Source organism: Streptomyces sp. NPDC041200 (genome assembly GCF_055591805.1).
Window position 1 is genome coordinate 1 of sequence record NZ_JBVIZF010000054.1, and the last position, 26,963, is coordinate 26,963.

A 26,963-nucleotide genomic window follows, 5' to 3' on the forward strand; every position below is an offset into this window, starting at 1 on the left:
GGCCGCCGCCGGTCGCGGTCGCGTCCTCACGGCGCCAGCGGACGCGAGCGGTGAGGGCGGAGTCGGGCCAGGCCCAGAGGACGAGGAGATGGTCGTCCCGGCGGATGGCGTCGAGCTGGGTGACGGGGACGGAGCGCAGGGCGGGCGTGGCGGAGGGCGCTGGGGCCGGTTCGGGTTCTGGTGGCGGTGTCGGCTCGGGCTGCGGTGCCGGTTCTGGCTCCGGTGCCGGTGCCGGTTCTGGCTCTGGTTCTGGCTCTGGGGTGGGGGCGGCCGGTGCGCTGCGGGCTGGTGGGGGCTCGTCGCGGCCACGCGGCGGAGCCGTAGCGGCCTCGCGCTCCTCCGGTCCGCTTTCGGCTGGGGCCCGTTGTGGCTCCGGGTCTTCCGGGAGGGGGCGCCAGGGCTGCGGTTCCGGGTCCTCCAGGGGAGGGGGAAAGTGGGCCCTCGCCGGTGCCGGGCCGGTGGCGATGCGGAGGAGACCGAAGTCCTCAATCAGCAACAGGCCGCGTACGACGGCCAGTTCGGGAGTGGTGCAGCGGACCGTCAGCCCCTGGGGCGCGGCGAGGTTCTCGATGTCCGCGCGGCGGGCGGGCGTGGTGTACAGCTCACCGGAGAGCAGCACGGCGTCCGAAGCGGCCTCGGTCAGTTCCCGGGCTATCGCGGTGAGGGCGTGGTCATCGGCCAGGGGAGCGGTGCGCGTGGTGACGACGCGTACGGTCAAGTCCGGGGTGATGGCGAGGACCGTGAGGTCCACCGTCGTCGCGGCCTGGTCGACCACCAGGACCGTGCGGTGTACGCCCTCGTCGATCGCGCCGTAGTGCAGGGCCACCGCGACCGGTTCCGGCACGATCCTGCTGACGCGCAGGCCGGTGTCCTCGGCGGCGCGGCGCAGGACGGCCTCGGCCTCGCGGCCGGCGGAGGCGGGCAGGCCGAGCACCGCCTCCTCATCCGTGGCTCCGGCGAGGAGCGCGGTCAGCGCGGTGGCGGGGTCGGCGACTCCGTCCGTTCCGCCCAGGTCCGTCACCGTCACGGTCGGGCGGCCCTCCGGGCCGATGCGGCCGACGCGGCCGATGTGGTGGCCGATGGCGATGCCGAGCATGTGGTCAGCCCCTCCCTTCCTCGGTCCTGACCCACGGCGTGCCGTAGGCACCGGAGTCCGGGTCGGCGTCGATGCCGACCCGGACGCGGCTGCCCGGGGCCGGGCGGTGGGCCAGGAAGTGGCCGACCACGGCCGCCCGCAGCCGCTCCAGCTCGTTGCGGATCTGGCGGCCGCCGTACGCCTGGCGCTCCGGGTCGCTCATCCGCTCGGTGATCCAGGGATGCAGGGTGTCCGTGTCGGGGACCACCTCGACCTGGTGCCGTTCGCGGACGGACTCGGTGAGCTGGCCCAGCAGCCGGTCGGCGATCTTCACGATGTGCTCGCGGCGCAGCATGTCGAAGACGACCACGCCCGGCTTGAGGCGACCGTAGATCTCCGGCCGCCCGATCGTCCGGAACTTCTCCTCCACGGCCTGGGTGAAGTGGGCCTCCAAGGCGGCGTACGGCACCTCTTCGCCGCCGTCGGACAGCAGGCCCTGGACCGCCTCCGCGCCCGTGTTGGAGGTGAAGATGATCAGGCACTGGGAGAAGTACGCGGTCTGGCCGCGCCCATCGGTGAGACGGCCGTCCTCGAGGATCTGGAGGAACTTGTCCAGCACCCGGGGATGCGCCTTCTCGATCTCGTCGAAGAGCAGGACGCTGAACGGCCGTTCCTGGACCCGGCGGGTCAGCTCGCCGCCCTGCTCGTGGCCGATGTAGCCGGGCGGCGCGCCCGCCAGCCGCTCGGCCGCGTGTTCCTGCTGGTACTCGCTCATGTCGAAGCGGGCGTACGCGCTCTGGTCGCCGAACATCAACTCGGCGACGGCCTTGGCGAGTTCGGTCTTGCCGACGCCGGTCGGGCCGACGAAGAAGAACGCGCCGCGTGGGCGGGCGGTGCCGGAGCCGCCGAAGTCGATGCCCACGAACGCCGCCTGGAGCACGGTGGCCACCGCGTCGACGGCCTTGGACTGGCCGACCACCCGGGCGGCCAGGACGTCGCCCGCGCGCGCCACGGTCTCCCGGTCCAGCTGGGTCCACGGGTCGACGCTCACGTTCAGCCGGTGCAGCTCCAGGAGCTTGTCCGGCTTCTGCAGCGGCGCCTCGCGCAGCCACGAGGTGCGGGCGAGCGCCTCGATGTCCCACCCGGACATGCCGTCGGTCGCGCCGACCAGCGTCTCGACGTCATGGCGCGTGGCGTCCGGGGCGCCGTTGAAGTCGCCGCGCAGCCAGGTCAGCCACAGGCGGCGTTCGCTCGGGTCTGGTGGCCCGATGTGCAGGATGGCGATCCGGGGATCCTCCATGTGGAACCAGCCGGGCAGCCGTCCGACGTCGCCCACCGCGCACAGGACGGCGTTGCGGGCGTGCGGAGGGCGGCCCGCCAGGGTCGAACGGGGGGTCACCGCGTCCGTCATCGCGGTGCGCAGCCTGAGGTAGCCGGGGTTCGACTCCGGCTGGCCGGGCGGGAGATGGTGGTCGACGTCCTGGAAGACGAAGGCCGTGGCCGCGTCGGGGGAGGCGGAGAGCCGGTGCACGGTGGCGACCACGTCGTCGAAGGCGCGCGGGGGACCGGCCGGGCGGGGAGAGAGCAGGTTCGACCGGTCCCGCTCGCGGTCGGCGCCGCGCCGGGCGCGCGGGTTGTCCGGCTGCCGGTCCTCCGCGGGCGTGTCCCGGCCACCGCTCCGGGGGGCCGCGGACGGCCGGCCCGCCTCCAGCTGGGCGAAGCGTTCCGCGTGGCCCGGCAGCGGGAAGGTGAGCCCGGCCACCGGATCCCACCAGCCGACCACATCGGCGCCGCGCACTTCCAGCACCCCGGCGACCAGCTCCCGGAAGGAGGCGGGCCGGTCCTCGAACCACCAGCGGTCCCGGATCTGCCCGCCCAGGATCACCTGGCGGCCGCGCCGCAGCTCCCAGCCGAGCGACACCGCCCACAGGGGCATCATGCCGTCGGCGGCGACGGGCCCCGAACCGTCCTCGTCCTTGGTGAAGCCGACCGTGTTCACGGGGTCGTCCACCGCCAGGAGGTGTCGCGGGGCAGCGGCTTGGCGCGCCGCCCCGGCGGTTTGCCGTCCCAGCTCAGCTCACCCGGTACGAAGCCGTCGTCGCCGCCCAGCGCCTCGTGCACGCGCTCCAGCAGCGCCTCGGTGGTGTCGCACACCGCCTCGTCCTGCGGGGCGTGCAACGTCACGTCCGGCTCGCCCGCCACCTGGTAGACGAGGACGGGCGAGCCGTCGTCACCGGTGGCGACCGTGGTCTCGTACGTCGCCCCGGTCGGCCGGGTGAAGTGCAGCCGGAAGCTGCCGCCCTCGTCCTCACCGCCCTCGAAGGCGAACCCCTCGCCCGTCATGGCGTCCCGGAGCGCCTCCACCAGATCCCGGCGCCGCTGGTAGGCCAATTCCCGCTCGTCCAGTCGGCTCTCGGCGTCGGGGAGCCGAGCTTCCAATTCGGCGACCGCCTCCATGGCCTCGGTCGCCGAACGCGCGGTCAGCGCCTCGGTGACGGCGCGCAGGGCGTCCCCGATCTCGTCGGCGAGGCCGGGGTCGCCGAGGTCGGCGGCGGTGTCCAGCACGCCCTGGGCCGCCGGGCGTACGGCGTCCAGCCGCTCGGCGGCCTCCGCGAGGGCCAGCTCCAGGGCCGCCTCCGCCGCCTCGGCGCGCTCGCGCTCCGCCACCTCCGCGGCCTCGGCCGCCGCGCGCCGCTGTTCCTCGGCCGCCGCGCGCTCCTGTTCCGCGAGGGCCTGCCGCTCGACGGCTTCCCGCGCCTCCGTGATCGTCGCCGCATGCCGGACGAGGGCGTGCTCGACCGTGCCGAGCAGGGCTTCGAACCGGACCTCCCCGCTCGGGCCGGTCTCCGCGCGCAGCCGGTCGAGCAGGTCGGCGCAGCGCCGATGGCCGTCCGCGTCCAGGGCGGCGCCGTCCGGGCCGGTGGCGGAGAACCGGCGTTCCAGACCGGCCAGGACGGCGGCGCGGTCCTCCGAACGGTCCCCGGCCGCTGTCGGGCCCAGACTCACGACCCGGCCGCGCAGCTCCTCCACCGCGCCCCCGAGCCGTTCGCCCCGGGCGGCCCGCTCCCGCAGCCCGGCCAACTGCCGCTCCAGGGATCCGATGTCGGCCCGGGCCCCGGACCGCTGGGCCTCGGCGATCAGCTCCCGCACCTCGTCCAGACCGCGCTCGTCGGCCCGGGACCGCTCCGCCCGCGCAGCGGCCTGCCGGGCGTCGCGCTCGGCCGTCCGCCGGGCCGCCACCGCGGCTTCCTTACGGGCGACCTCGGCCCGGCGCCGCTCCGCCTCGGCGCGGGCGCGCTCCCGGCGGGCGGCCGCCTGCTGAGCCAGCCGCGCCCGCTCGGCCGCCCGCCGCCGCTCCCTGGCCCGGCGCTCCTCGGCACGGCGCCTGCGCTCGGCCGCCTCCCGCTGGGCGTACAGCGCCCCGACGCGGACGCTGCTGTACTTCGGTGATCCGCTCATCGTTCCCTCCGTGCCTCGGTCTGCAGCACGAACCCCCGCGCCGCGAGCTGTTCTTCAAGTCCCTCCCGGAAGCCGGGGGTTGGCGGCACCCCGGCCCAGGAGACGGATCCGTCGGCGTCCACCGACAGTTCGATCCCGGCGGTCGTGTCAGGCTCGTCCAGCACCCGCGCGTAGCGGTCGGTGAGCGGGATCAGCCGCTGGTTGTCCGAGCCGCGCCAGCGCAGACTGCCGTGCCGTGCGGCGAGGTACGGCCCGTCGACCAGCAGGTCCAGCCGCTTCAGCAGGGCGAGCCGGTCCGGGGCGCCGCTCCGCAGTGCCTCGTGGCGGAAGCCGGAGTACGCCATCGCGCCGAAGTCCGGGCGCCGGGCCCGGACCGCGTCGAGCAGCTCGGCCAGCGCCCCGGCCTGGCTGAACGGCTCACCGCCGGAGAACGTGACGCCCTCGATGCCGTCCAGCCCGCAGAGCCAGTCGGCGAGTTCGGCGACCGGTCGGCTCGTTCCGCCCGCGAAGGGCAGGGTCTCCGCTGCCACGCAGCCCTGGCAGCGCAGCGGGCAGCCCTGGACCCAGATGACCGCGCGGCTGCCGGGGCCGAGAGCCGTGCAGTGGTCCAGCGTCCGGGCGACGGAGAGGTGGCTCGTCATGTCTCCTCCTGCGGATGGCCAATGTGGCGAGGGCCGGAGCGGCCAGGGCCATTGGGGCCAGGGCCGGGGCAGGGGTCGCCCGGGTAGCTGTCGGCGCCCCGCTCGGCCTGGTCGCACCACGGGCACCACGGCCGTTCCACGGTGTGGACGTGGCGGGCGTTCACCGCGCACACCTTCAGTCGCCCGGGGGCCAGCTCGGCCGCGAGCGCCCGGGCCCACTCGTCCGCCGCCGGGCGCAGGCCCGCGCCCGCGAACGCCGTCCGGAACAGCTCCGTGAGCGGTCTCGGCAGCAGATCGGCGGGCGGTACGGAGCGGGGCAGCAGCACCGACGTACGGTCGACGATCCGGCAGCGGCCGTGGACCACGTTGTCGTCGTACGACAGATAGTCGCCGCCGTCCGCCGGGTGGCCCGCGAAGGGGTGCAGACCGGCCATGAGGAGCTGATGGACCAGGACGGCCAGGGCGAAGACGTCGGACGCGGTGTCCGGTGGTGTGCCGACGGGGGCGCCGATCCGCTCGGGGGCCGTGTAGCCGGGGGTGCGCATCCGGCCAGGGAAGACCTCGCGGCCGTCCCGGAACTGCCACGAGTCGATGTCCGCCATGCCGACCCGGCCGGTCGTATCGACCCAGAGGTTGTCGGGCGTGAGGTCGCCCACCACATAGCCCTCGGCGTGCAGTTCGCCCAGCAGCCGGCTGAGGGCGAGGGCGGAGCGGAGGGCGGTCGCCCAGGTCGCCCCGGGCAGGAAGGTCCGGCGGGTGGAGAGGCTGAGGAGGTGGCTGAACGGCTGGTAGGCGTGGCGCATGTCGGTCATCACATAGCCGTCGACGCGATCCGCGCCCGTGTTGCCGGCCGTATGCACCGGGACCAGTGGCCAGGCCAGCCGGACGGGTGTGCCGGAGAGCAGGCCGACGGTGCGGGGTTCGCGGCGCTGGCGCACCAGGCGGGCCACGCGGCGCCGGTAGGCCTCGGGGTCGGGCGGGTCCGGGACGAGTTTCGCGACGAGGGGACGGGTGTCGTCGACGCCGTACACGAACCCCTCCGAGCCACTGCCGATCTGCTCGGTGAGCCGCCATGTGTGTCCGCTGCCGGACACCACCGTCAGTCCCACGGTCACCGCCCTTCGACGAGAGCGCACAGCAGGGTCAGGTCGTCACCGGTCCGCGCGGCCTCCGGCCCGGAGAGCCGACGCCGCAGAGGCTCGGCGTCCCCGAGGTTCGCGCGGAGCGTGGCGGCGAGACCGAGAAAGAAACCCTCGGCCGGTAACGGACCGGCGTCCAGAGGGAGTTGGCGGACCGAGGGGTGGTCGAGGGTGAGTGCGGCGCAGCCGTCGGTGGCCAGGACCACGCCGCTGAGTTCCGGCTCCCAGACGACGAACGTACGGACGCGGAGGGACGCGCCGGGGGAGGAGAGGAAGGGGGACGGGACGGTGGGCGGAGGGAGGATCAAGTGGCAGCGGTCGTCGCGGGTCAGCAGGGTGCCGAAGCCGTCGCCCAGCGAGACGAAGGCCACCCAGGGCGGGGCGACGACCGCCGCGGTGAGGGTGGCGGCCAGGTCGCCGGAGCCGCCTGCGTCCGGACCTGAACCTGCATCCGGACCTGAACCTGACCCTGAACCTGCATCCGGACCCGTGCCCAGCACCCCCGACACCGCCCGCAGATAATCCTCGACGACCCTTCTCCCTCGCCCCGCGATCCACCGGGTCCATGACTCCGGCGGCTCCTCCGCGCCCGGTGTGTCCTCCGTCAGCAGGCGGCAGGCCGCGTCGACCGCGATATGAGCGCCCAGGGCGCTGCGGTCGCGGCTGCCCGCGCCGTCGGACACGGCCAGGACCGCCGCCTCACCCAGGTCGACCGCCTTGAACGCGTCCTGGCAGCCCTGCCCGGTGGCGAGATGAGCGGTGCCCTGGACGGAGGCGCCCGCGATGATCACCGGAGGTCACTCTCCAGCCTCTCCATGCGCGCGAGCCGGGCGGCGCGGTCATTGACCTGCTGGTGGATGAGATCCGCGTCCTGGTCCGGGCTGCTGTCGTCCGTGCTCTGGAAGAGCAGGTCGAGGATCCGGCCGAAGTCCAGGTTCTCCAGCGGGGACGTGGCCTTCGGCGCCAGGACCCGGAGCATCGGCAGGTCGGCGCCGCGTACCCCGATCACCTGGAAGACCCACTCTCCCTTCTCCTCGCCGTGGCGCACCCGCCCCGCCGTGCCCGCCAGGGCCGCCGCGTCCAGGGGGCGGCCCTGGGCGTCGCTCGGCGCGCCGTCCGTCAGGACCCACAGGAAGGGGCGGCGAGCCGGTACCCGCTGCCGCTGCAGGGTGCGGTAGCGGGCGCGGGCCAGTTCGAGGGCCGTTTCCACGGCGTCCGTCAAACGGGTCAGGCCCTCGGCGCGCAGGGTCGGTGGGCGCATGCTGTCCACGGGGACGAAGAGCCGGTCGGCGTCGGCTTCCTCGACCGGGATCAGACGGCCCGCACCGGGTTCGTGGACCCGCACCGCCGAGTCGAACGTGATGAGGCAGACCTCCACCCGGGTGCGCAGCCGCTCCTGCGCGCGGACCCCGTCGAACCATCGGGTCAGCGCGTCGTTCAGCTCGTCGATCCGCGGGTGTTCCTCGGGGCGGCCCATCGACGCGGAGGTGTCGAGGAGAAGGACGACAGGCTGCCGCTCCTCGTACCCGGCCCCGAACTCCATGCTGTGGACGCTCATCCGGCCGCCGCCCCCGTGTCATCGGCGTGGGCCACCAGCCGCCGCCGCTCGGGATCGTGGCGTACGGTGACGGCCGTACCCGGCGGCAGGCCGGGCGGCTCGGGAACCATGCGCAGCAGAACACCCTCGACGAGTACGAACGCGTCCGGGTCGGGCCAGGTCACCGTGCGACCCGCGCAGCCGTGCGCCCACTCAACCATCCCCCTGGTCATCCGGTCACGGTATGGGACATGCGCACCAACATGCTCGGTCCTTACAGTAAATTGACACCATGTTCGATATAGGGCGGTTTTCCGGGGTGCGAGCCGCCCAGGGGAAGGCGCTCCCCCGATCCGCCCCCACCTGAGCGACCCGCCCCTCCAGTCAATCGGACCGGCTGGGCGCCGACTGGTCGCGCGCCGGGCGGGGCCTGGCCGGGATCCGCTCCACCACGCGGGCCGCCTCCCGGGTACGCACCACGAAGTGCACGTCCCAGCGCGCCCCGCGCGCCAGCTCCGCCTCGACGGCGCTCCATACGGCGGCCGCGCTCACCCGGTACGGAAGCCCGCCGCGCCCGGAGCCGAGCAGCGGAAAGCACACGGAGCGCAGCGGCGGAGTGTGCCGGTCGTGCTCCTCGGCCAGCAGTGCGAACGCGCGCGAGGTGGCGCGGGTGATGTCGGCGGGCAGCACGTCGTAGTCGTTGGTACCGGCCCGGGGCGTGGCCACCGCCGCGTGGTAGATCCGTCGTACGCCGTACTCGGCCAAGGCCCCCGAACCGGTCGCCGCCACCGTGCCCGGGATCACCGGACGCCCCGAAGTGCCGTGCCTTGCCGTCCACTTGCGCAGCTCGTCGAGGACCGGGTCGTCCAGCAGATCGCCGGTCACCCCGCGCACGGAGGCGGCGCGGCGCAGCGAGGCGGAGACCGAGGCCTTGTACGGCTCGGGCAGCGCGAAGTAGGTGTTGGCGGGGGAGACCACCACGTCCACGTCCCGCAGCAGATCGACGGAGTGGATGTGGAGGGTGAGGCGTGCGGTCCGCTCGCCCGCCAGGACGTCCACGGTCCTGTGGGTGTCGCCCGCCCAGTCGTCCTCGCCCGGTTCGTCGCCGCCGCCCTCCACCCATTCCACGATGTGCGCGGCCACCTGGCCGAGCACCATCACCTCGTGGTGCTTGCGGAAGCGTTCCTCGCTGACCCGGTACACCTCGGCCGCGCGGGCCCGCCGGGAGGAGGCGGGCCAGTCCCGGGTGCCCTGGGCCAGGCCCAGCGTGTACTCGGCGGCGGTCCGCAGCGTGCCCGCGTCGAGCCGCGCCACCGCGCGGCGGAGCAGCGCCTCCACGGCGCCCTCGCGGGTGCGCGCGGTCGCCAGGGAGGCGGCGGCCGACTCCAGGGCGGGCAGCTCGCGGCCGCGCAGCCGCAGGAGACCCGCCCGCCGAACCGCCTGCAATTCCACCAGAAGTGACGCGTGATCAAGGGATCCTGGTGCCATGCCGTCAACGATGACACCACGCGTCACATGGGGACAAGGAGCGGGTGTCTCAACGGCGAATGGGCTCCTTGATCGCCGAATAGAGGGGTTCCAGCAGCTGGTTGGCCTCCTTGATGCCGTCCGGGGAGCCGAGATCCGGGATGCTGCGGTAGGGCAGCGCTTCGAGGGGTCCGTCCGCCACGTCCGCGAGGCGGTCGCCGAAGAGCACCAGGGCCCGCTGTGACGGGTTGCGCCTCGAACCCCAGATCATCCCCAGGGCTTCGGGCGCCTGGGCCCGGATTTCCCGCGCCCAGTCCCGCGTGTACCGGTAGTGCTCCGCTCCCTCGCCCTCCAGCAGGGTGTTGTCCTGGCAGACGGCGGCGAGGGCCGATCCGGAGCACAGCGAGACCAGCCTCAGCTCGCACCGGGTCCGCACCGCGTTCAGCGACTTGCCCCGCACCTGCGCCCAGGGGACCATGCGCGTACTGGTCTCCAGGTCGAAGGAGACCGACCGCAGCAGGGTCTCGGCGAGGGCGGTTTCCGGGTCCGTCGCCGCGTACAGACAGGGGTACGGGTCCTCCGGCGTGCCGTGGAAGCGGCCGGGCGCGCGGTCGTCAGGGGTGAACGGCTTGAACTCCACGGCCGCGAACCGGGACGAGTGCAGCCGCCACAGCTGGGTACCGGCGGGCAGCACTTCCCAGTGCGGCCGGAAGCGGTAGGCGGAGGGCGACACGGTTTCCTCGTGCATCAGTCCCCCTCCACCAACGCCACGGCCGCGCCCACCAGCTCGCGGTCCGGCCGGATGCCGAGGAGGGCGGCGGGCGGCCCGCCGCCCAGCCACGTGTTTCCGCTCAGCCACCAGTCGGCGGCGCCCCAGGGGTCCGCGTCGGCGAGCAGCACCCGGTTGACCTCCAGGACGACCTCGTACGGTGCTCCGCCCCCGGGCTGGAACTGGAACTCCGGGTAGCGGTCGCCGAGGTCGGCGTCGGTGAACCGGATCAGCTCGGGTGGTGGCGCCGAACCGCCGTACCGGGTGTGGACGTCGGTGGCCGAGAGGGCGGGTGCCTGGCGCAGTCTGCGCTCGGCGGCGGCGATGATGGCCGTGGTGTCGGGGGGCGGTGGCGGTTCGGCCATGAGCCGGACCAGCAGATTCAGCGCCCGCGGGCTGTACGCGGGGCTGACGTGCACCGTGGCGAGCCGGGCCGAGTCCAGCGCCTGCCGGACCGGGTGGCCGTACGGCAGCGGCACCAGGGACAGGCGTACGGACTGCAGGGCCCGGCGCACGGCCCTGGAGTCGTCCGGTGGGGTGTGGGCGAGCGCGCGCAAGCGGGACCGCAGGAGCTGGTACTGCTCGTCGGTCAGTTCGGCGCGGATGCTGTCGAGGTGTTCGGCGATGAGGTAGAACCCCCTCATCCCGCTGTCCCCGCCCCGGGTCATCCGGTCTCCTTTCGCGGGCCACGTCCCCGGGCGACGGCTGGCGCGGGGTGACCCTGATGGATGAACGCGGCCCAGATGGCGGGCCGTTCGAGGTCGGGGCGGGCGATGTCGCGGCGGAGATCGTCGCTGAGGTGGCCCGGATCCTTCCGGTCCGGGTCGAGCATCCACAGCTGCGCGGCCCGCAGCGCGTCGACGGGACTGAGCCCGGCCCGCAGATGGTGGTGGAAGACCGCCATCAGCAGGACCGACGCGCTGTCCTGGGCGGTCCACCGCGATCCCACGACATCACGTGCGCCACCCGAGACGAACGCCGTGGTGAGGGTCAGGGCCTCGTCGTGGTCGCGGGTGCTGAGGTCGGTCTCGCAGGCGCTCAGGACGATCAGTGGGCCGTCCGGTGCCTCCTGTCCGGCGGGCTGTGGCCGGTCGAGGAGCCGGGTCACGGTGAGCCGCTCGATCTCCTCGCCCTCGCCGGGGCCGGTGGGGGCGAGGTGCAGGGCCGACTCCGTCGGTCGTACCCCGGCCATGCCGTGGGTGGCCAGATGGACCATCGAGTGGTCCTGGGCGAGCAGGGCCAACAGCTGGTCGGGGGTGCCCTCCGGTACCGAGTCGGGCGGGAAGGCGGCGAAGTCGCCGTACAGCCGTGCCCCCGGATAGAAGGCGTTGCGCAGCTCCAGGACCTCCAGCTCGGCGTACGTCAGCGAAAGGCTCGGGTCGGCCACCAGGGCCGGGGCCGAGACCGGATCGCGTGGCGCGCGCTTCACCGTCCGCAGGAACTGGCTGCCGGAGGCCGCATAGCTGATCACCAGGGCCTGGCAGAGGTAGTCGTACGGGGCGTCCGCCGGGAAGCGGGCCGCGTGCCAGGGGACGATTCCGAGGCGGCCGCAGGGGACCAGGACGACCCGGGGCGTACGGCGGTCGGCGGCGTCGCCCGGGAGGTGTTCCTCCAGCCCGGCGAGGACGTGGACGAACACCTCGTACGCCCAGTCGCACAGCTCGGACAGGGCCTCCTCCCAGGCCCGTTCCGCCTCCTCGTCGAGGTTGTCCGGGTCCGCGGAGCGGGCGGCGGCCGCGTCCAGATACCGCTCCAGAGGGGCGCTGCCCGCTTCGGAGAGCATGGGCAGCGCGCCCACCCCGATACCGATCTCGGGACCCACGCCCAGCACCATGCCCGGGGCCTCGCCGTCGCTGCCGGGGACCAGATAGATCAGCGCGTCCGCACCGGCCTCGCCCACACCGTCCGCCAGTTCGTGCAGGGTGGGGGTGGCGAGCAGGCCGCCCCGCTCCCGGTAGCCGAGGGCCTCCAGGGCCTGCCGCCGGAGGTTGCTGGGCAGTTCGGCGGGCAGCTCGGCGCTGTCGGCGGCGCCGGACTCCCGCCAGGCGGCGGCGAGTTCGGGATGGCCGCGCTCCTCCAGCAGGTCCGGTACGGCCCGGGAGGTGGCCGCCGCCTGCAGCACCAGCGCCCGGCCCAGCTCCAGGGTGGCGACCGCGTCGTCCACCTTGTTGTGCGCGGCGGCCCACAGGGCGGCCCGTACGCCGAGGGAGGCACCGCTGCGGGCGGTCGTCAGACGGTGTTCGGCGCCGTGCTGCAGGAGGACGTCGGCGGCGAGGGTGGCCAGGGCCTCGTTCGCCGCGTCGATGGCGGCGTCCACGTCGGACTCGCCCCGCTCCCGGTGCCAGCGGGCGCGGTAGGACTCGGCGAGCGACCACAGGGACTCGGCGGCGACGCGCGGGGCCCGGCCCTGCCGGATGTGCTCGCGGAGCCGTTCCAGTGTGGTGATGGCGGCCTCGAGGTCTGCCGGGTCGTTGGTGAGGGTGTAGCGCAGGCCGAGGCGGTTGGCGGCGGAGTGCAGCTGGTCGGCGGGGGCGTCCGGCGGCGGCACGTCCCGGTCCGGGAGGTCCGTCGTCTCGTCGGCGAGGTAGGACCGCAGGAGTGCGAGGTCGGGGACCATGGCCACCAGTTCCTCGTCCCGGATCGGGAGCTTGCTGTTCCTCGCGGCCGCCCTGCTGTCGTCGAAGTCCGCGAGGCCGCGCAGGAGCAGCTCCCTGTCCATGGTGAACCGGCCGAGCATGAGGCGGGCCATGGCGCGGGCGAGGAGGGCGATGACGCGGAAGTCGTGGTCATCGGGGACGGTGTCGGCCAGGGCCTCGGCCTGGGGCAGGAGGTCGCGGAGCCGCCGCACGTCCTCGGCCTGCCCGGCGCTGCGGACCTCGGTCATCAGGCCCATCACATCCGCCATGATCGCGAAGCCGTCGGCCATGGGGATCGAGCTGTGCGACTGGCGGCGCAGGAAGTCGGTGACCGTCTTGGTGTGCCCGAGACCGAGCGCCTGGTCCTGAAGGGTCCCCCCGGCGCCCTCGCTGACGTTGAGGAGCAGGGCCATCAGCCCTTCGAGGGCGTCCTTGTTCGGTACGCCGTCCGGCAGCCCGTCCAGTGCGTCGCGCAACCGTCCGAGCTGCTGATTGAGGGCAGCGGGATCGCCACCGCCGACGTGGTTGACGAAGTCCACGGACGTGGTGTTGACGGCCTGCAGCGCGGCGAGGAGGCGGCGGACATCGTCGGGGGTACGGGGCATGGCGGGGGCGTCGGTGTCGGCTGCGGCCTTGTCGGAGGGGTTCGGGGTGGCGCGTGTGCCACTGCCGCTTCCCGGGGCCGCGCCACCGGTCATCGTCGTCAGCAGGTCCGTCATCATCTGGCGCATCTGATCGGAGCCCGGAAGACCGTCGTCGGGCAGCAGACCCGTGAACAGGTCGGCCATTCCGTCGGCCGAGGGATGGGCGGAGAAGTCGCGCAGCTGCCGCAGTTGCCTCAAGTGCTCCGGCGGCAGCGGAAGTTCGGCCGCGTCGGTCACCAGCTCCCGCACCTCGGCCGCGAGGGCGGCCATCCCGCCCGGGCCCGCCCGCATGATCATGTCGAACATGGCGGTCGCGTCCGGCTCCGGCGCGAGTCCGCCCAGCGTCTCCTGCAGCGGCATCGTGTGCGTCAGCAGGAACAGCGCGGCCCACCGCCGGTCCTCGACGGAGGCCGTGGCCCCGATCTTCGTGGCCGGGTCCCGTGCGTCCCGCAGCAGACCGCCTGCCCGCTCCCGGTCCTCGGGCGTCCCACCCCCGGCGGCGTGGCGCAGGGTGAGAGCGCCGCCGAGCCATACGGCCACCGATGCGCGCAGCTCCGGATCGTGGTCCAACAAGCCCATGAGAGTGTCGAGTTCGGTGACCGAGTCATCATGGGCGCGGGAGGGCCTGGCGACGGTGTCCGGCTCCGGCAGCAGTGCCTTCGCGCGCCCGACGGCCTCACCGGCCCAGGCCCGCAACGCCTGAACGCCACCGGTCTCCTCTGCTTCCCCCACCGGCACTCCTCACGTCCCGAGACGTCCATCATCCGTCCCGATCGCCACGATGACGAGATGTAGGTCACCATGACGTCCGATCACCGAGTTTTTCCAGCGGACGCCCGATCACCGCCCGGAACGCGCCCGGGATGTGCCCGGATCGGTTCGGAACGCGCCCGGATCGGGGCCGGGCGGGCTCGGCCGGGGTACCTCCGACGCCCCCAGATCCGCCCGCATCCCGCGCCGCAGTTCCCGCAGCCGCTCCCACAGCGCGTCGATCTCCCCCTGGGCGGCGTCGAGCGAGTCGCCCGGGCGGGGGGCCCCGTCGTCCAGGCGCCGGAGTCTGCCGTAGAGGCTGCCGAGCGCGTGGGTGGCCTCCCCGGCCAGGGCGAGTACGGGGTCGGGCAGCCGCATCTGGGCCTCCGCGTACACGTCCCGGTGCAGATCCCGGGCCTCGGTGAGGCGCTGCCGTACCGCGCGCGGATCCTCCGCGCGGAGCAGGGCGTGCATATGGTCCGTGAGGGCGGCCAGATACTGCCGGGACGCGGTGTTGAGGGCGACGTAACAGGTACGCCGCTCCTCGGTCTCCCTCGCCTGGGCCTGTGTCCGCTCGGCCCGCTCCTGCTCACGCCGTCGGCTGCGCTCGGCCGCGCGCTGGGTGAGCAGGGCCGACAGCAAGGTCCCGAGCATCCCGGCCACCGCCACGATCGGCGCCCCCGCCTCCGCGACCGTGACGTCCAACGTCCTCACCCCCGTATCGCCGTATGCCTCCAGAGAACCGTTGCCGTACGTCTGCGCGGAAGCCCACGCCCGAACCCCGCCCGGCCTTCGCCCGGCTCCCGCCCGGGCGGCATGTGGCCGAGGCCCCGGCGGGCTTCCTCAGCGAGGTCAGCCGCAGGAGTCGCGCCCTCCTTCGGCAGGCATCAACCACGCCTTGTTCGCGGGGAATTTCACGGGCTCCTGGGTGACGTGATCCCAGAGGACGACCGTGCCGCCCGCCACGCTGATGAGCAGGTACGGCCGGTCCCGGTCCAGGGCGGGGCCCTCGCCCGGGATCTTTCCGGGGGCGGTTGTCGTGCGTACGCACGTCCAGGACGGTTCCACGCCGAAGTACCGCGGCGGCTTCGTACCGTTCGCGGCGGCGCCCTTGACGCGTTCCGTCGCCCTGCCCGCCGAGTCCAGGGCGAACCCGCCCGCGACGGCCAGAGAAGCGACGAAGACGAGGGTGTGCAGAATGACGTTGGTGCGGTCGCCGGGCGTCGCGTAGGAGTGGTGACGGTGCCGGGCCACACCCCACCACGCGGGCACCACCAGCACATAGGCCAGCATCGATGCCAGCTTCAGCGAGGCGAGGAACTGCCAGAGGGGCGGGACGTCGAGATCGCTGCTGCTGAGGTCCAGCGCGTCGGCGTACAGAGCGTGGAGCACGGAGCCCGCCGCCACGAACGTCGAGACCAGCAGCGTGATGACGAGAGGTACGACCCAGCCGACCCACTCGCCCCACGTCCACTGCCGCACCAGAAGCCACAGCCCCGTCACCACACCCACGATGAGGGCGGTGTAGAAGACATCGGTGGGCCCCCAGCCCCTGCCTCCGGCGAGCCCCAGTCCGCCCGCGGTGAAGAACACGGACACCGCCAGGACCAGCAGGGCGCCCATCTTCCTGCCGTCGGGGAACAGCCGCCAGCCGGTACGCGCCGCCCCCGCGAAACCGGCGCACGCGAGGATGCCCCAGAACCACCAGCTGGCCGGGACGGCATGGGCGGCGAGCACCAGGGCCACGGCCGGTACCAGGGCCCACAGGACCGCGTGAACGGTCCTCCGCTCGCCCTCCTCCTCCGGCCAGCGCCGCACCGGGTCCTTCCACATGCCGTCCAGGGGCCGGATGGCCACCCCGGACAGGTCCGCCGCCTGTCCGCCGCGGGCCAGCCGCAACGCCTGCCGCGCGGTGCCGGTGACGACGCCACCGGCGTCGTAGGAGCCGCGCGCCAGCGACCAGTCGGCGACGTGCCTGCGCCAGGGCGAGCGCAGAGCGCGCCGTCTGCCCCGCGCGTCGATGACGCGCCACTGTGAGCGCGTCTCCCGGTCCCGGTGGATGTGTTCGGCGCGTAGTACGTACGCTTCCAGCCGCGCGGCCCGCGCCACCTTGCGCACGCGTTCGGCGGCTCCCAGGTCGCTTCCTCTGGCCATGCCGAAGAGACGCACCTCGATGTCGTACACACGCGCGCCGGGCGTGGGTTCGACACCAGCCCCCAGCGGGCCCTGTCCGGCGAGGTGGTGGGCGCGGACGGGCCAGCCGTGCCGCGTGAACCGGTCCTCGGCCTCCTGCCAGTCGTCCTGCCCGCCCCGGACCTCGACGAAGACGCGGACCCGCTGGTCGTAGCGTCCCTGAGTCATCGAGCGCTCATCTCCCCCCTGTGCCGATCCCCCTGTGCCGACGGCGCATGCGCCACCGTACGCGGCGCGGGCCCGGATGGTGCCCCGCCGGATCTGGTGTCCAGCCGCACACGGTCCACTGGCGGTCAGCAGCCGCAGGTGAAGCGGTCCGGTTCGGACGGACAAGGCTGCGTATAGCCCGTGTATGGCGACAGATCCGAAGGTAGGGGCCGATGTCAGATGCCTGGCGGCAAGGCGGATGGCAAAAATGATCCGGCTCGTCCCCAGGCTCGTCCACTTGGAGGAAGAGTGACCCGAAGACAGTCCGTCGGTGTGCTGGGTGCGAGCACCCTGCTGCGCAGGCTATCGGTCGTGCTGGCCACCGCGGGGGCCGCCATCGGCCTGGCGGTGGCACCGGCCGGAGCCGCGGGCGGCTGGGAAGACGTGCCGGACCCCGACACATCACGATGGTTCGACGCTTTCCTTCCGGTCGACGGCACCACCGTCTTCGCACGTGGTGGCTTCTACCCCGGGGGCGACCCCGGCTCCGGTGAGATCGCCAGCTACTGGCTGCGCGAGGGCACGACCTGGAAGGAACTGCCTCGTCTCAGTGGCCAGTCCGTGGAGATGAACGACGACGGTGTCTGGACGGCCACGTCGTCCCGGGACTTCTGGGTCATCGGCTCGACGGCGGCCAGATCCGCCATCGCCAACCACTGGAACGGCAGCGCCTGGGAGGACCTGTCCCCGGCCGACACGACCGTCAAGTTCCGCGACATCCAGGCGGTCTCCGGCAAGGACGTCTGGGCGGTCGGAACGACCCAGGGGACCACACGGCTGGCGACGATCGGCCACTGGGAGGGCGGCTCCTGGAAGATCACCAAGCTGCCGGGGCAGACGAACAGCAGGACCGAGCTGAATTCGGTCCAGGTGAACTCCGCCAACGACGTGTGGGCGGGTGGCCGGACCTGTCCCGGCCAGAACGATCAGGGCTGCCGTGGCTATATGGCGCGCTGGGACGGCAGTTCCTGGAAGGAGGTCCCCCTCCCGTCCGGTACCACCACCGTTCAGGAGCTGACCGCCGACGCCTCGGGCAAGGTGTGGGCCGCCGCGGGCACGTCGGTACTGCGCTGGAACGGCACCGGCTGGGGCCCCAGCGCCACGGTGACCGTCCCCGGCGTGCGGAGCGTGGAGGAGCTGACCTGGGCCGGCGGGAAGCTGTACGCGGGGCTCGCGCTGAACAGCAACAATCCGCACTCGGGCATCGTGCGCTGGAACGGGACGGCTTGGGAGGACCTCCCCCGCTCGGTCGACGGCCAGTATGACTATGTGGTGAGGGTCTACGCGCTCGCCGGTGCCTCCGACGGCTCCCTGTGGGCGACGGGCGACTACAGCGCGATTTTCTTCGACGGGACGTTCGCGGCGCGGCTCCCGGCCGGTGCCACGGGCTGACACCGCTGGTGTCCGGCCGCCGGTCCCGAGTCGTCACGACTCGGGACCGGCGGGTCCCGCGGCTCATGGGCGCGCCAGAGCCTTCCAGGAAGAGGACAGCCGTGACTGAACCCCCGATTGCCGGAATTCTGGCCGAGATAGGGCACACGCCGCTGGTCGAACTGAAGAGACTGCTGCCGGGGTCGCGGGCACGGATCTTCGCGAAGATGGAGAAATTCAATCCCGGCGGCAGCATCAAGGACCGCTCCGCGTTGAGTATGCTCCTCGAGGCGATGCGCACCGGTGAGGTGATACCGAGACGCTCGGTCATCGTGGAATCCAGCTCGGGTAATCTCGCGATCGGACTCGCCCAGATCTGCCGCTACTTCGATTTTCGCTTCGTTTGCGTCGTGGACGGCAAGACCACAGAACAGAACATGGCCATTCTGCGTGCCTACGGCGCGGAAGTGGAGATCGTCACCGAACGCGACCGGATCACCGGCGAGTTCCTCGCCGCACGGCTTCGCAGGGTCCGGGAGCTGGTGGCCAGCATCCCCCATGCCTATTGGCCCAACCAGTACGCCAGCATGCTCAACGTCAAGGCGCACGAGAACACCATGCGGGAAATCGCCGAGGCACTCGATGACGAGGTCGGCTATCTCTTCTGCTCGGTCAGCACCTTCGGAACCCTCCGCGGCTGCGCGAACCACATCAGAGCGACGGGCCTCGACACCAAAATCGTCGCGGTCGACGCGCTGGGCAGCGCGATCTTCGGCCAGAAGCCGATGAAACGGCTCATCCCCGGGCACGGGGCCGCCGTCGTACCGCCCCTGTCGGCTCCGGACCTGGCCGACGAGGTGGTGCACATCTCCGACCTGGAGTGCGTGGTCGGCTGCCGAAGGCTCATCGACCGTGAGGCGGTGCTCGCGGGCGGCTCGTCAGGCGCCACCGTGGCGGCCCTGTGGAAGCTGAGAAACCGGATACCGGCCGGAGCGAACTGCGTCCTCGTCTTTCCCGACAGCGGGGACCGCTATCTCGACACGATCTACTCCGATTCCTGGGTCAGCCACCACTTCGGTGAGGTGAACCACTTATGGAAGGACTGGCTCCCGACCCCTCAGGACAGCGTCAAGAGAGGAAGTCCATGCTGATTTTCCGGCGCGAGGATGTGGCGGAAGCCCTGTCAGGGCAGGAACGGGAGATCGTGGAGCTGGTGGCCGACACCTACCGGCTGCACGACGAGGGCAGATCATCCCTGCCGCACTCCACCTTCCTCCGCTTCCCCGAGGAGCGGCACAGCCGCGACCGCGTCATCGGACTACCGGCCTACGTCGGCGGCGACACCCCCGTGGCCGGTATCAAGTGGATCGCTTCTTTTCCCGGAAACCTCGAAGCGGGAATCGAGCGGGCGAGCGCCGCGATCATACTCAACTCGCTGCGGACCGGACGGCCGCTGGCCTTCCTCGAAGGCGCGGTGATCTCGGCCAAGCGCACGGCCGCCAGCGCCGCGCTCGCGGCCCGCGAACTCACGGCGGAACGGCCCCCCGCCTCGGTGCTGCTCGTCGGGTGCGGAGTGATCAACCTGGAGATCCTGCGCTTCCTCACAGCCGTGCTGCCGGATCTGCGGGAAGCGGCCCTGTACGACACCGACACGGACCGGGCCGGGCAGTTCGCGACCCGCTGCGGCCTGGAGCTACCTCAGGTGAAGGTTCACCCGGTCGACGACCTCGTCACCGGCCTCGCCGGCCATCGCCTGATCTCGCTGGCCACCACGGCGGGCGAGCCGCACATGGACCTCTCCGGCTGCGGCCCCGACACCACGGTCCTGCACATTTCCCTGCGCGACCTGACCGCCGACGCCGTGCTCGGCGCGGTGAACGTCGTCGACGACGCCGACCACGTCTGCCGCGAACGCACCTCGCCGCACTTGGCCGAACTGGCCGTGGGCCACCGTGATTTCGTCCACGCGACCATCGGCGGATTGCTGCGCGGCACCGCCTCCATCCCCCGGGACGCGGGCCGCCCCGTCGTCTACTCGCCCTTCGGGCTCGGCGTCCTCGACGTCGCTCTCGCCGAGTTCGTACGCCGCAAGGGTGAGGAACACGGGCGGGGGATCCGCGTCGACGACTTCCTCCCCGCCTGACGTCGCTCGTACCGCCAGCCGAAGTAGCTCCGGTATAGGCGGAGTATTGCGGAGTCGAGAAAACTCCCCCAGGAGACTGCCCGATAACTGGAAATTCACCCCCCTCTACTCGAATGGAAAGAGATTCATGGCCGAGCAGCAGAGCGATGACCGGACCTATCGCGTGGTTGTCAACGACGAAGAGCAATACTCCATTTGGTGGGACGACCGGGAATTGCCGGCCGGGTGGCGCGCGGAAGGCACCCAGGGCAGCCGCGAGGAGTGCCTGAAGCACATCGATGAGGTGTGGACCGACATGCGCCCGCTCAGTCTGCGCCGCCGCATGGACCAGGAAGCGTCCGTCTGACCCAGCTTGCCGTCACGATGCAGACCAGACCAGGAGCAGAAATGACCAGCGAGTTGCGGCCGGCAGCCACCCTCGACCTGCCCGCTCCCACCCATGTCCTCGTCGCCCGCCAGGCGGCGCTGACCCCGGGAGCCACGGCTGTCGTCGACGGACCGAACGAGATCACGTACGGGGACCTCGACGCGAGGGCCGACCGGCTGGCTGGTCGACTGCGGGAGCTGGGCGCCGGCCCGGACACGCCGGTCGCGGTCTGTCTCCCCCGCGGCAGTGATCTGGTGATCGCTCTGCTGGCGGTCTGGAAGGCATCCGCCGCCTATGTGCCGCTGGACCCGGAGCAGCCGTGGGAGCGCACCGCCTGGATGCTGAAGGACACCGGCGCCCAGGTCGTGATCGTGGACGAGGCGCTCGCGGGCGCCGTCACCGGGGCGGGAGCCCGGCCGCTCATCCCCGGCTCCCCGGACCAGCCCGGGCGGGAGCCGGAGCGGTCGGCCCCCGCCACCGAAGTGTCCGGCGCGCATGCCGCGTACATCCTCTACACCTCGGGATCCACGGGCCGCCCCAAAGGGGTTGTCGTCAGCCACGCCGGTGTCGCCAACCACCACGCCTGGATCGCACGGCAATTCGCGCTGGGCGCCGGGGACCGCGTCCTGCTGAAGACGAACCTGACGTTCGACGCGGCGAGCTGGGAGATCTTCGCCCCGCTGATCAGCGGCGGTACCGTCGTGATCGCCGCGCCCGGTGCCGAGCGCGACCCGGCCGCGCTGCTGCGCACCGTCGCCGAACAGGGCGTCACCGTCCTGCAGGTCGTGCCGTCCGTACTGAGGCTGCTGGTCAACGAAGCGGGCTGGGAGGCGTGTACGCGACTCCGGCTGCTCTCCTCGGGAGGCGAACAGCTCCACGCCGAACTCGTGCGGCAGCTCCTCGCACTGCGGGAGCTGGAGGTCTGGAACCTCTACGGGCCGACCGAGTGCTCCATCGACGTGACGGCCCATCGGTTCGATCCCGCGCAGCGTACCGGGACGGTGCCCATCGGCAGGCCGATCAGCGCCATGCGGCTCCTGGTCCTGAGCCAGTCGGGCAGCCCGGTGCAGATCGGCGTCACGGGCGAGCTGTACGTGGGCGGTGTCGGGGTGGCCCGCGGATATCTCGGCCGCCCCGACCGGACGGCCGAAAGCTTCGTTCCCGACCCGTTCGCCCCCGACGGGTCCCGCCTCTACCGGACCGGTGACCTCGCGCGCTGGCGGGACGACGGCACCCTGGAGTACGTCGGCCGGATCGACGACCAAGTCAAGATCAACGGTGTACGCATCGAACCCGGAGAGGTCGAGGCGGCACTGAGGGCCCATCCGGACCTGGAGGAGGTGGCCGTCACCTCGTTCACCACCGACGCGGCCACCCGGCTCGCGGCGTACGTACGCCCCCGCGCCGGGGAGGCCGTCACCGACCTCCGGGCCTTCCTCACCGACCGCTTGCCCGCGAGCCACATTCCCGCCGTGTTCATCGAGGTCGACGACTTCCCGCTCACGCCGAGCGGCAAGCTGGACCGCCTGGCGCTGCCCGACCCCCAGACGGGCGACGGCGACGGGAACCGGCCGCGGAACCGGAACCGCACCGCGGCAGAACGGCTGGTCGCGGACATCTGGCATGAGCTGCTCAAGGTCGCCGAGGGGGATGCCGAGGACGACTTCTTCCGACTCGGCGGAACCTCGCTCCAGCTGACCAGGCTGGCCAACCGGCTGCGCACGGTCTCCGGCAAGGAGATACAGCTCCACGAGCTGCTCGGCGCGACGACCATCGAGGCCCAGGCCCGCCTCATCGAAGCGGACACCGTGGCGCAGCCGGTCCGTCCGGTGCCCCGCGGCTCCGCGCTGCCGCTCTCGTACGGGCAGCGCAGGCTGTGGTTCCTCGAGCAGATGAACCCCATGAGCCATGAATGGGTGTCCGCGCTGTTCCTCCGGGTGCCCGCCGACGTGCCGGAGACGACCGTACGACGGGCCCTGAACGCGCTGGTGGAACGGCACGAGGCGCTGCGGACCCGGTTCACGGTGGTCGACGGGGAGCCGGTGCAGCTGATCGACCCGCCGGCTCCGGTGGACCTGACGGTCGTCGAGGCGGCCCGCTCACAGCTCGCCGGGATCCTCGGACCGGAGGCCGAGCGCGGCTTCGACCTGGAACGCGGCCCCTTGCTGCGGGCGGTCCTCCTCCGCGTCCCCGGGGACGACCAGATCGTCGCCCTCGCGATCCACCACATCGTCTGCGACGGCTGGTCCTCGACGATCCTGGACCGCGAGTTCCGCCACCTCATCAGCGCCTACGGTGACTCCCGCGAGCCCGATCTCCCCCTGCTGCCCGTGCAGTACGCCGACTACGCGGTCTGGCAGCGCGAAGCGCTGGACGAGGAGAAGACCGCGCGCGAGCTGCGGCACTGGTCCACCGTGCTGGACGGGCTCGCCCCGCTGCCCCTGCCGACCGACCGGCCCCGCCCGGCCGTCCGCGACGCCCGCGGCGCGCTGGTCTCCCTCACGATCCCGCAAGACCTCACTGAGGCGATCGTGGAACTGGGGCGGAGCCGGGGTGCCACACCGTTCGTCACCCTGCTGACCGCCTACGCCACCCTGCTGGCCCGGTACAGCGGGCAGTGGGACGTTCCCGTCGGCACCCCGGTCGCCGGCCGCGATCGGCAGGAGTCCGAGGGCGTCGTCGGATTCTTCCTCAACAGCCTCGTCGTACGCTGCGGCCTGAGCGGCGAACTCACCTTCACCCAGGCGCTGGACCGGGTGCGGGACGTCTTCCGGGACGCCCTGGCCCATCAGTCCCTGCCCTTCGAGCAGCTGGTCGCCGAGCTGGCACCGGAGCGCGACCTCTCCCGTACCCCGCTCTACCAGGTGGCGTTCGACCTGCACGACGAGAAGCTGGCGCGCTCCGTCGCCGAGGGAGAGGACTTCCAGACCCTCAAGGACGTGTGGCGGGTCGCCAAGACCGATCTGAGCCTGTTCCTGCGCCACGAGTCCGACGGCACCATGATCGGCGGCTTCGAATACGCCACGGCGCTCTTCGACGAGGCGACCGTCGAGCGGATGGCCCGCCACTTCCTGTCGGTCCTGCGGACCGTCACGTCCTCCGGGGACACCCCGCTCGGGGCACTCGGCTTCCTGCCCCAGGACGAGCTGCGCGGCCTGGCGGAGTGGAGCACCACACCGGGGCCGGAGGTGTCGCGGTGCGTGTACGAGGCGTTCGAGCAGCAGGCCGTCCTCACCCCGGACGCGGTGGCCGTCGTCGCCGACGGGGCCGGAGTGTCCTACGCCGAACTGGACGCGAGGGCGAACCGGCTGGCGCGTCATCTGCGGACGCTGAACGTGGGCCGGGAAACCTCGGTCGGGGTGCTGCTCGACCGCGGCGCCGACCTGCTCGCGGCGCTGCTCGCGGTGTGGAAGGCCGGGGGAGCCTATGTGCCCCTGGATCCGGCCTATCCGGGAGACCGGATCGCCCGCATGCTCCTCGACGCCCGGGCGGCCGTCGTCGTCACCACCACCGGTCACCGTGACCGGATCGGCGGCGCCCCTGCCGAGATGCCCTGCGTACTGATCGACGCGGACGCGGAGCGCATCGCCGCGGAGCCTTCCACGGCACCCGAACGCCGGTTGGACCTCGACCACTTGGCGTACACCGTGTTCACCTCGGGATCTACGGGCCGCCCCAAGGGGGTCCAGGTCACCCACCGGGGTCTCGCCAACCACGTGGAATGGGCGGCGCGGGAACTCGCGTCCCGGGGAACCGGCGGGGCCCCGGTGTTCTCCTCGCTCGCCTTCGACCTGGTGGTGCCGAACGTATGGGCTCCGCTCCTGGCCGGTCAGCCCGTGACGATGCTGCCGCAGGATCTGGAGCTGTCCTCCCTCGGAACGCTGCTGCGGGAAGCGGGGCCGTTCAGCTTCATCAAGATGACCCCCGGGCATCTGGAAATCCTCGCCGAACAGCTGAGTTCCCAGGACATGAAGGAACTGGCGGACGTGTGCGTGGTGGCCGGAGAGGCACTGCCCAGGCGGCTCGCCGACCGCTGGGGCACCCCACTCATCAATGAGTACGGCCCGACCGAGGCCACCGTCGGGACGAGCATCCACCCCCTGGAAGGCGCCCACGGCGGCGACATCGTGCCCATCGGACAGCCGCTTCCGAACATGTCGATGCGTGTCCTCGACGACCGTCTCCAGCCGGTACCCGTAGGCGTCGCCGGAGAGCTGTACGTCGGCGGCACCGGCGTGGCACGTGGCTATGCGCATCAGCCCGCCCTCACCGCGGCGGCCTTCCTGCCCGACCCCTACGGCGAGCCCGGCTCCCGCATGTACCGGACCGGCGACCTGGCGCGCGTACTGCCCGACGGGAACGTCGACTTCGTGGGCCGCGCGGATGAGCAGGTGAAGATCCGTGGCTATCGCGTCGAGCCCGCGGAGATCCAGGTGGCACTGGCCGGACACCCGCAGGTGCACGACGCGGTCGTGACCGTGGGCGGGACGGACACCGACGGGAAGCGCCTCATCGCCTACTACGTTCCGGCCGGTCCTCCTCCGGCGCCGGACACCCTCGTCGAGCACCTGTCGGCCACCCTGCCCGAGTACATGATCCCCTCGGTCTTCGTCGAGATCGACGCCATACCCCTCAACGCCAACGGCAAGGTCGACCGGGCCGCACTGCCGGTGCCCGACGCGCACCACGCGACGGAACGTGTCGCGCCGCGCAACCTGGTCGAGGAGCGCATCGCCGAGATGTGGACCGACATCCTCGGGGCCGAGCCCGGCGTACACGACAACTTCTTCCAGACCGGTGGCAACTCGATCCTCGCGATCCGCCTGATCGCACAGTTGCAGTCGGCGTTCGAACTCGACGTGCCGATCGGAGTCATCTTCCGCTGCCCGACCATCGCGGCGCTGGCGGAAGAGGTCGAGTCTCGGATCCGGGACGAGATCGAGCAGATGACGGACACAGAGCTGATCGCGGATTCGCAGTGGTTCAAGGAGCAGAACTGATGAGTGCAGAGGAATTCGAGCAGCCCGCCGCCCTGGATGCCATCCGCGAGGAACTGCTCCGCCGAAGGCTCGGCGGGAGGACTCCCGGGCGCCGTTCCGCGATCGAGCGGGTGGGCCGCGACACCCCGCTGCCGCTGTCGTACGGACAGCAGCAGATGTGGTTCCTCAACCGGCTGGACCCGGACAGCACCGAATACCTGGTGCCGCTCGCCTTCCGGCTCTCCGGTGTGCTGCGCACCGACGCGCTGGAGCGGGCCTGGCGGGGTGTCGTGGCCCGGCACGAGATCCTGCGTACCCGCTACGCCCTGGAGGGCGACCAGCCGGTGCAGTTGGTGGACCCTGCCCAGGCACTGGACCTGCCGGTGCGCGACCTGTCGGGCGTTGCCCCCGCCGAGCGGGAGCGGCAGGCCGAGGAGCTGATCGCGCGGGAGACCGCGACGGGCTTCGACCTCGAACACCAGTGGCCGGTGCGCGCCCGGCTGATCAGGCTGGCCGCCGACGACCACGTACTGATCGTGGTCTTCCACCACATCGCCTGCGACGCCTGGTCCACCCGTGTCTTCGCCTCGGAGCTGGGCGCCCTGTACGCCGCCCACGCCGAGGGCCGCACGGCGTCATTGCCGGAGCTGCCGGTGCAGTACGCCGACTACGCCGCATGGCAGCGCAAAGAGGTGTCCGGTGCCGACCTGGACCGGCAGCTGGGCTACTGGAGTGGCCAGCTGGCCGACCTCGACCCCCTCGAACTGCCCGCCGACCGCCCCCGGCCCGCGATCCGGGAGTACCACGGGGCCGATGTCCCCTTCGCGCTCTCCGCTGCCCGCGGCAAGCAGGTGCGTGACCTGGCGGCGCGGTACGACACGACACCCTTCGTCGTCCTCCTGACGGCCTTCCAGGTGCTCATCTCCCGCTATACGGGCCGCACCGACGTGGCCATCGGAACCGTGGTCTCCGGGCGTACCCGTCCGGAGGTCCAGGAACTCATCGGTTACGGCATCAACACCCTCGTGATGCGCGCACGCTGGCAGGGAGGCGCTTCCTTCGAAGAGCTGCTCGCACAGGGGCGCACCACCTTGTACGACGCCTATGACCACCAGACGGTGCCCTTCGCCCGGCTCGTCGACGAGCTGCAGCCGGAACGCGACATGTCCCGGTCTCCGCTCTACCAGGTCGCCTTTAACCTGCACGAGCCGCGTGGTGACATGCTGGAGCTGCCCGGACTCCAGGTGGAGATGCGTGCCATCGACGGTGCGGTGGCCAAGTGTGACCTGGAACTCCAGCTCGTGGACCTGCACGACGGGGCGTTCGAGGGGCGGCTCGTCTACGCGGTCTCGCTCTTCGACCACGAGACGGCACAGCGGATGTCACGACACTTCCTCCAGCTGCTGGATGAGATCGTGACGAACCCGGCCACCCCTGTCGAACGGCTCGGCCTGGTCGACGACGCCGAACGCGCCATCCTCATGGACACGCGTGCCGAGGCTGCTGATGGTGTGGTGGTGTCGGTGTCGGGGGCTTTGCATGAGGTGTTCGAGGAGCAGGTGGTTCGGGCTCCGGGTGCGGTGGCG

Annotated in this window: 20 protein-coding genes; 6 read left to right on the top strand and 14 right to left on the bottom strand. The window is 72.1% G+C overall.

From position 1 onward, the window contains the following. From ACZ6CL_RS39980 to ACZ6CL_RS40045, 14 genes are all read right to left on the bottom strand, one after another. Nucleotides 1-1,096 (bottom strand): Hsp70 family protein (locus ACZ6CL_RS39980; RefSeq protein ID WP_468945757.1); only part of this gene is annotated, 1,096 nt, incomplete at its 3' end. A gap of 4 nt (nucleotides 1,097-1,100) precedes the next feature. Next, nucleotides 1,101-3,086: an AAA family ATPase gene (locus ACZ6CL_RS39985; protein ID WP_468945759.1), complete on the bottom strand. Its 1,986-nt coding sequence runs from the start codon at nucleotides 3,084-3,086 to the stop codon at nucleotides 1,101-1,103. Beyond that, nucleotides 3,071-4,534, bottom strand: coding sequence for a hypothetical protein (locus ACZ6CL_RS39990; RefSeq protein WP_468945761.1), 1,464 nt, complete (start codon nucleotides 4,532-4,534; stop codon nucleotides 3,071-3,073). The genes ACZ6CL_RS39985 and ACZ6CL_RS39990 overlap by 16 nt, the downstream gene beginning before the upstream one ends. Continuing rightward, nucleotides 4,531-5,175: a 4Fe-4S single cluster domain-containing protein gene (locus ACZ6CL_RS39995; protein ID WP_468945764.1), complete on the bottom strand. Its 645-nt coding sequence runs from the start codon at nucleotides 5,173-5,175 to the stop codon at nucleotides 4,531-4,533. The genes ACZ6CL_RS39990 and ACZ6CL_RS39995 overlap by 4 nt, the downstream gene beginning before the upstream one ends. Next, nucleotides 5,172-6,284 (bottom strand): hypothetical protein, encoded by a 1,113-nt coding sequence (locus ACZ6CL_RS40000; RefSeq protein ID WP_468945767.1) that lies wholly within the window; start codon nucleotides 6,282-6,284, stop codon nucleotides 5,172-5,174. The genes ACZ6CL_RS39995 and ACZ6CL_RS40000 overlap by 4 nt, the downstream gene beginning before the upstream one ends. A 2-nt stretch (nucleotides 6,285-6,286) precedes the next feature. After that, nucleotides 6,287-7,105, bottom strand: a complete 819-nt coding sequence (locus tag ACZ6CL_RS40005) for a protein phosphatase 2C domain-containing protein (RefSeq protein WP_468945769.1) — start codon at nucleotides 7,103-7,105, stop codon at nucleotides 6,287-6,289. After that, complete coding sequence (locus tag ACZ6CL_RS40010) at nucleotides 7,102-7,872, bottom strand: vWA domain-containing protein (protein WP_468945771.1); 771 nt, start codon at nucleotides 7,870-7,872, stop codon at nucleotides 7,102-7,104. Before ACZ6CL_RS40010 ends, ACZ6CL_RS40005 begins: the two co-directional genes overlap by 4 nt. Beyond that, nucleotides 7,869-8,084 (bottom strand): hypothetical protein, encoded by a 216-nt coding sequence (locus ACZ6CL_RS40015; RefSeq protein ID WP_468945773.1) that lies wholly within the window; start codon nucleotides 8,082-8,084, stop codon nucleotides 7,869-7,871. The genes ACZ6CL_RS40010 and ACZ6CL_RS40015 overlap by 4 nt, the downstream gene beginning before the upstream one ends. A gap of 151 nt (nucleotides 8,085-8,235) precedes the next feature. Continuing rightward, nucleotides 8,236-9,339 (bottom strand): macro domain-containing protein, encoded by a 1,104-nt coding sequence (locus tag ACZ6CL_RS40020; protein WP_468945776.1) that lies wholly within the window; start codon nucleotides 9,337-9,339, stop codon nucleotides 8,236-8,238. Between the two features lie 49 nt (nucleotides 9,340-9,388). Further along, entirely contained in the window at nucleotides 9,389-10,066 is a 678-nt protein-coding gene (locus ACZ6CL_RS40025) for an RES family NAD+ phosphorylase (RefSeq protein ID WP_468945779.1), read from the bottom strand. Then, the gene (locus ACZ6CL_RS40030; RefSeq protein WP_468945781.1) at nucleotides 10,066-10,755 is read right to left on the bottom strand and encodes a hypothetical protein; all 690 of its coding nucleotides are present in this window, start codon (nucleotides 10,753-10,755) and stop codon (nucleotides 10,066-10,068) included. Before ACZ6CL_RS40030 ends, ACZ6CL_RS40025 begins: the two co-directional genes overlap by 1 nt. Beyond that, nucleotides 10,752-14,099, bottom strand: coding sequence for a CHAT domain-containing protein (locus tag ACZ6CL_RS40035; protein ID WP_468945783.1), 3,348 nt, complete (start codon nucleotides 14,097-14,099; stop codon nucleotides 10,752-10,754). Before ACZ6CL_RS40035 ends, ACZ6CL_RS40030 begins: the two co-directional genes overlap by 4 nt. 108 nt (nucleotides 14,100-14,207) lie before the next feature. Further along, nucleotides 14,208-14,771, bottom strand: coding sequence for a hypothetical protein (locus tag ACZ6CL_RS40040; protein WP_468945801.1), 564 nt, complete (start codon nucleotides 14,769-14,771; stop codon nucleotides 14,208-14,210). 198 nt (nucleotides 14,772-14,969) lie between these two features. Then, nucleotides 14,970-16,478, bottom strand: coding sequence for a hypothetical protein (locus tag ACZ6CL_RS40045; RefSeq protein WP_468945785.1), 1,509 nt, complete (start codon nucleotides 16,476-16,478; stop codon nucleotides 14,970-14,972). A 288-nt stretch (nucleotides 16,479-16,766) separates the two neighbouring features. On the opposite strand from ACZ6CL_RS40045, the gene ACZ6CL_RS40050 reads away from it, so the two are divergent. From ACZ6CL_RS40050 to ACZ6CL_RS40075, 6 genes are all read left to right on the top strand, one after another. Then, complete coding sequence (locus tag ACZ6CL_RS40050; RefSeq protein ID WP_468945787.1) at nucleotides 16,767-17,909, top strand: hypothetical protein; 1,143 nt, start codon at nucleotides 16,767-16,769, stop codon at nucleotides 17,907-17,909. Nucleotides 17,910-17,974: 65 nt separating this feature from the next. Then, the gene (gene sbnA, locus ACZ6CL_RS40055; RefSeq protein WP_468945790.1) at nucleotides 17,975-19,039 is read left to right on the top strand and encodes a 2,3-diaminopropionate biosynthesis protein SbnA; all 1,065 of its coding nucleotides are present in this window, start codon (nucleotides 17,975-17,977) and stop codon (nucleotides 19,037-19,039) included. Then, the gene (gene sbnB / locus ACZ6CL_RS40060; RefSeq protein ID WP_468945791.1) at nucleotides 19,033-20,031 is read left to right on the top strand and encodes a 2,3-diaminopropionate biosynthesis protein SbnB; all 999 of its coding nucleotides are present in this window, start codon (nucleotides 19,033-19,035) and stop codon (nucleotides 20,029-20,031) included. Before sbnA ends, sbnB begins: the two co-directional genes overlap by 7 nt. Before the next feature lie 127 nt (nucleotides 20,032-20,158). Next, nucleotides 20,159-20,377: an MbtH family protein gene (locus ACZ6CL_RS40065; protein WP_468945793.1), complete on the top strand. Its 219-nt coding sequence runs from the start codon at nucleotides 20,159-20,161 to the stop codon at nucleotides 20,375-20,377. Between the two features lie 41 nt (nucleotides 20,378-20,418). After that, nucleotides 20,419-25,398 carry an amino acid adenylation domain-containing protein gene (locus ACZ6CL_RS40070; RefSeq protein ID WP_468945796.1) on the top strand — a complete coding sequence of 1,660 codons (4,980 nt, stop codon included), beginning with the start codon at nucleotides 20,419-20,421 and terminating at the stop codon, nucleotides 25,396-25,398. Next, nucleotides 25,398-26,963, top strand: a 1,566-nt coding sequence (locus ACZ6CL_RS40075) for a condensation domain-containing protein (protein WP_468945799.1), incomplete at its 3' end; no start/stop codon positions are given. The genes ACZ6CL_RS40070 and ACZ6CL_RS40075, both read left to right, overlap by 1 nt.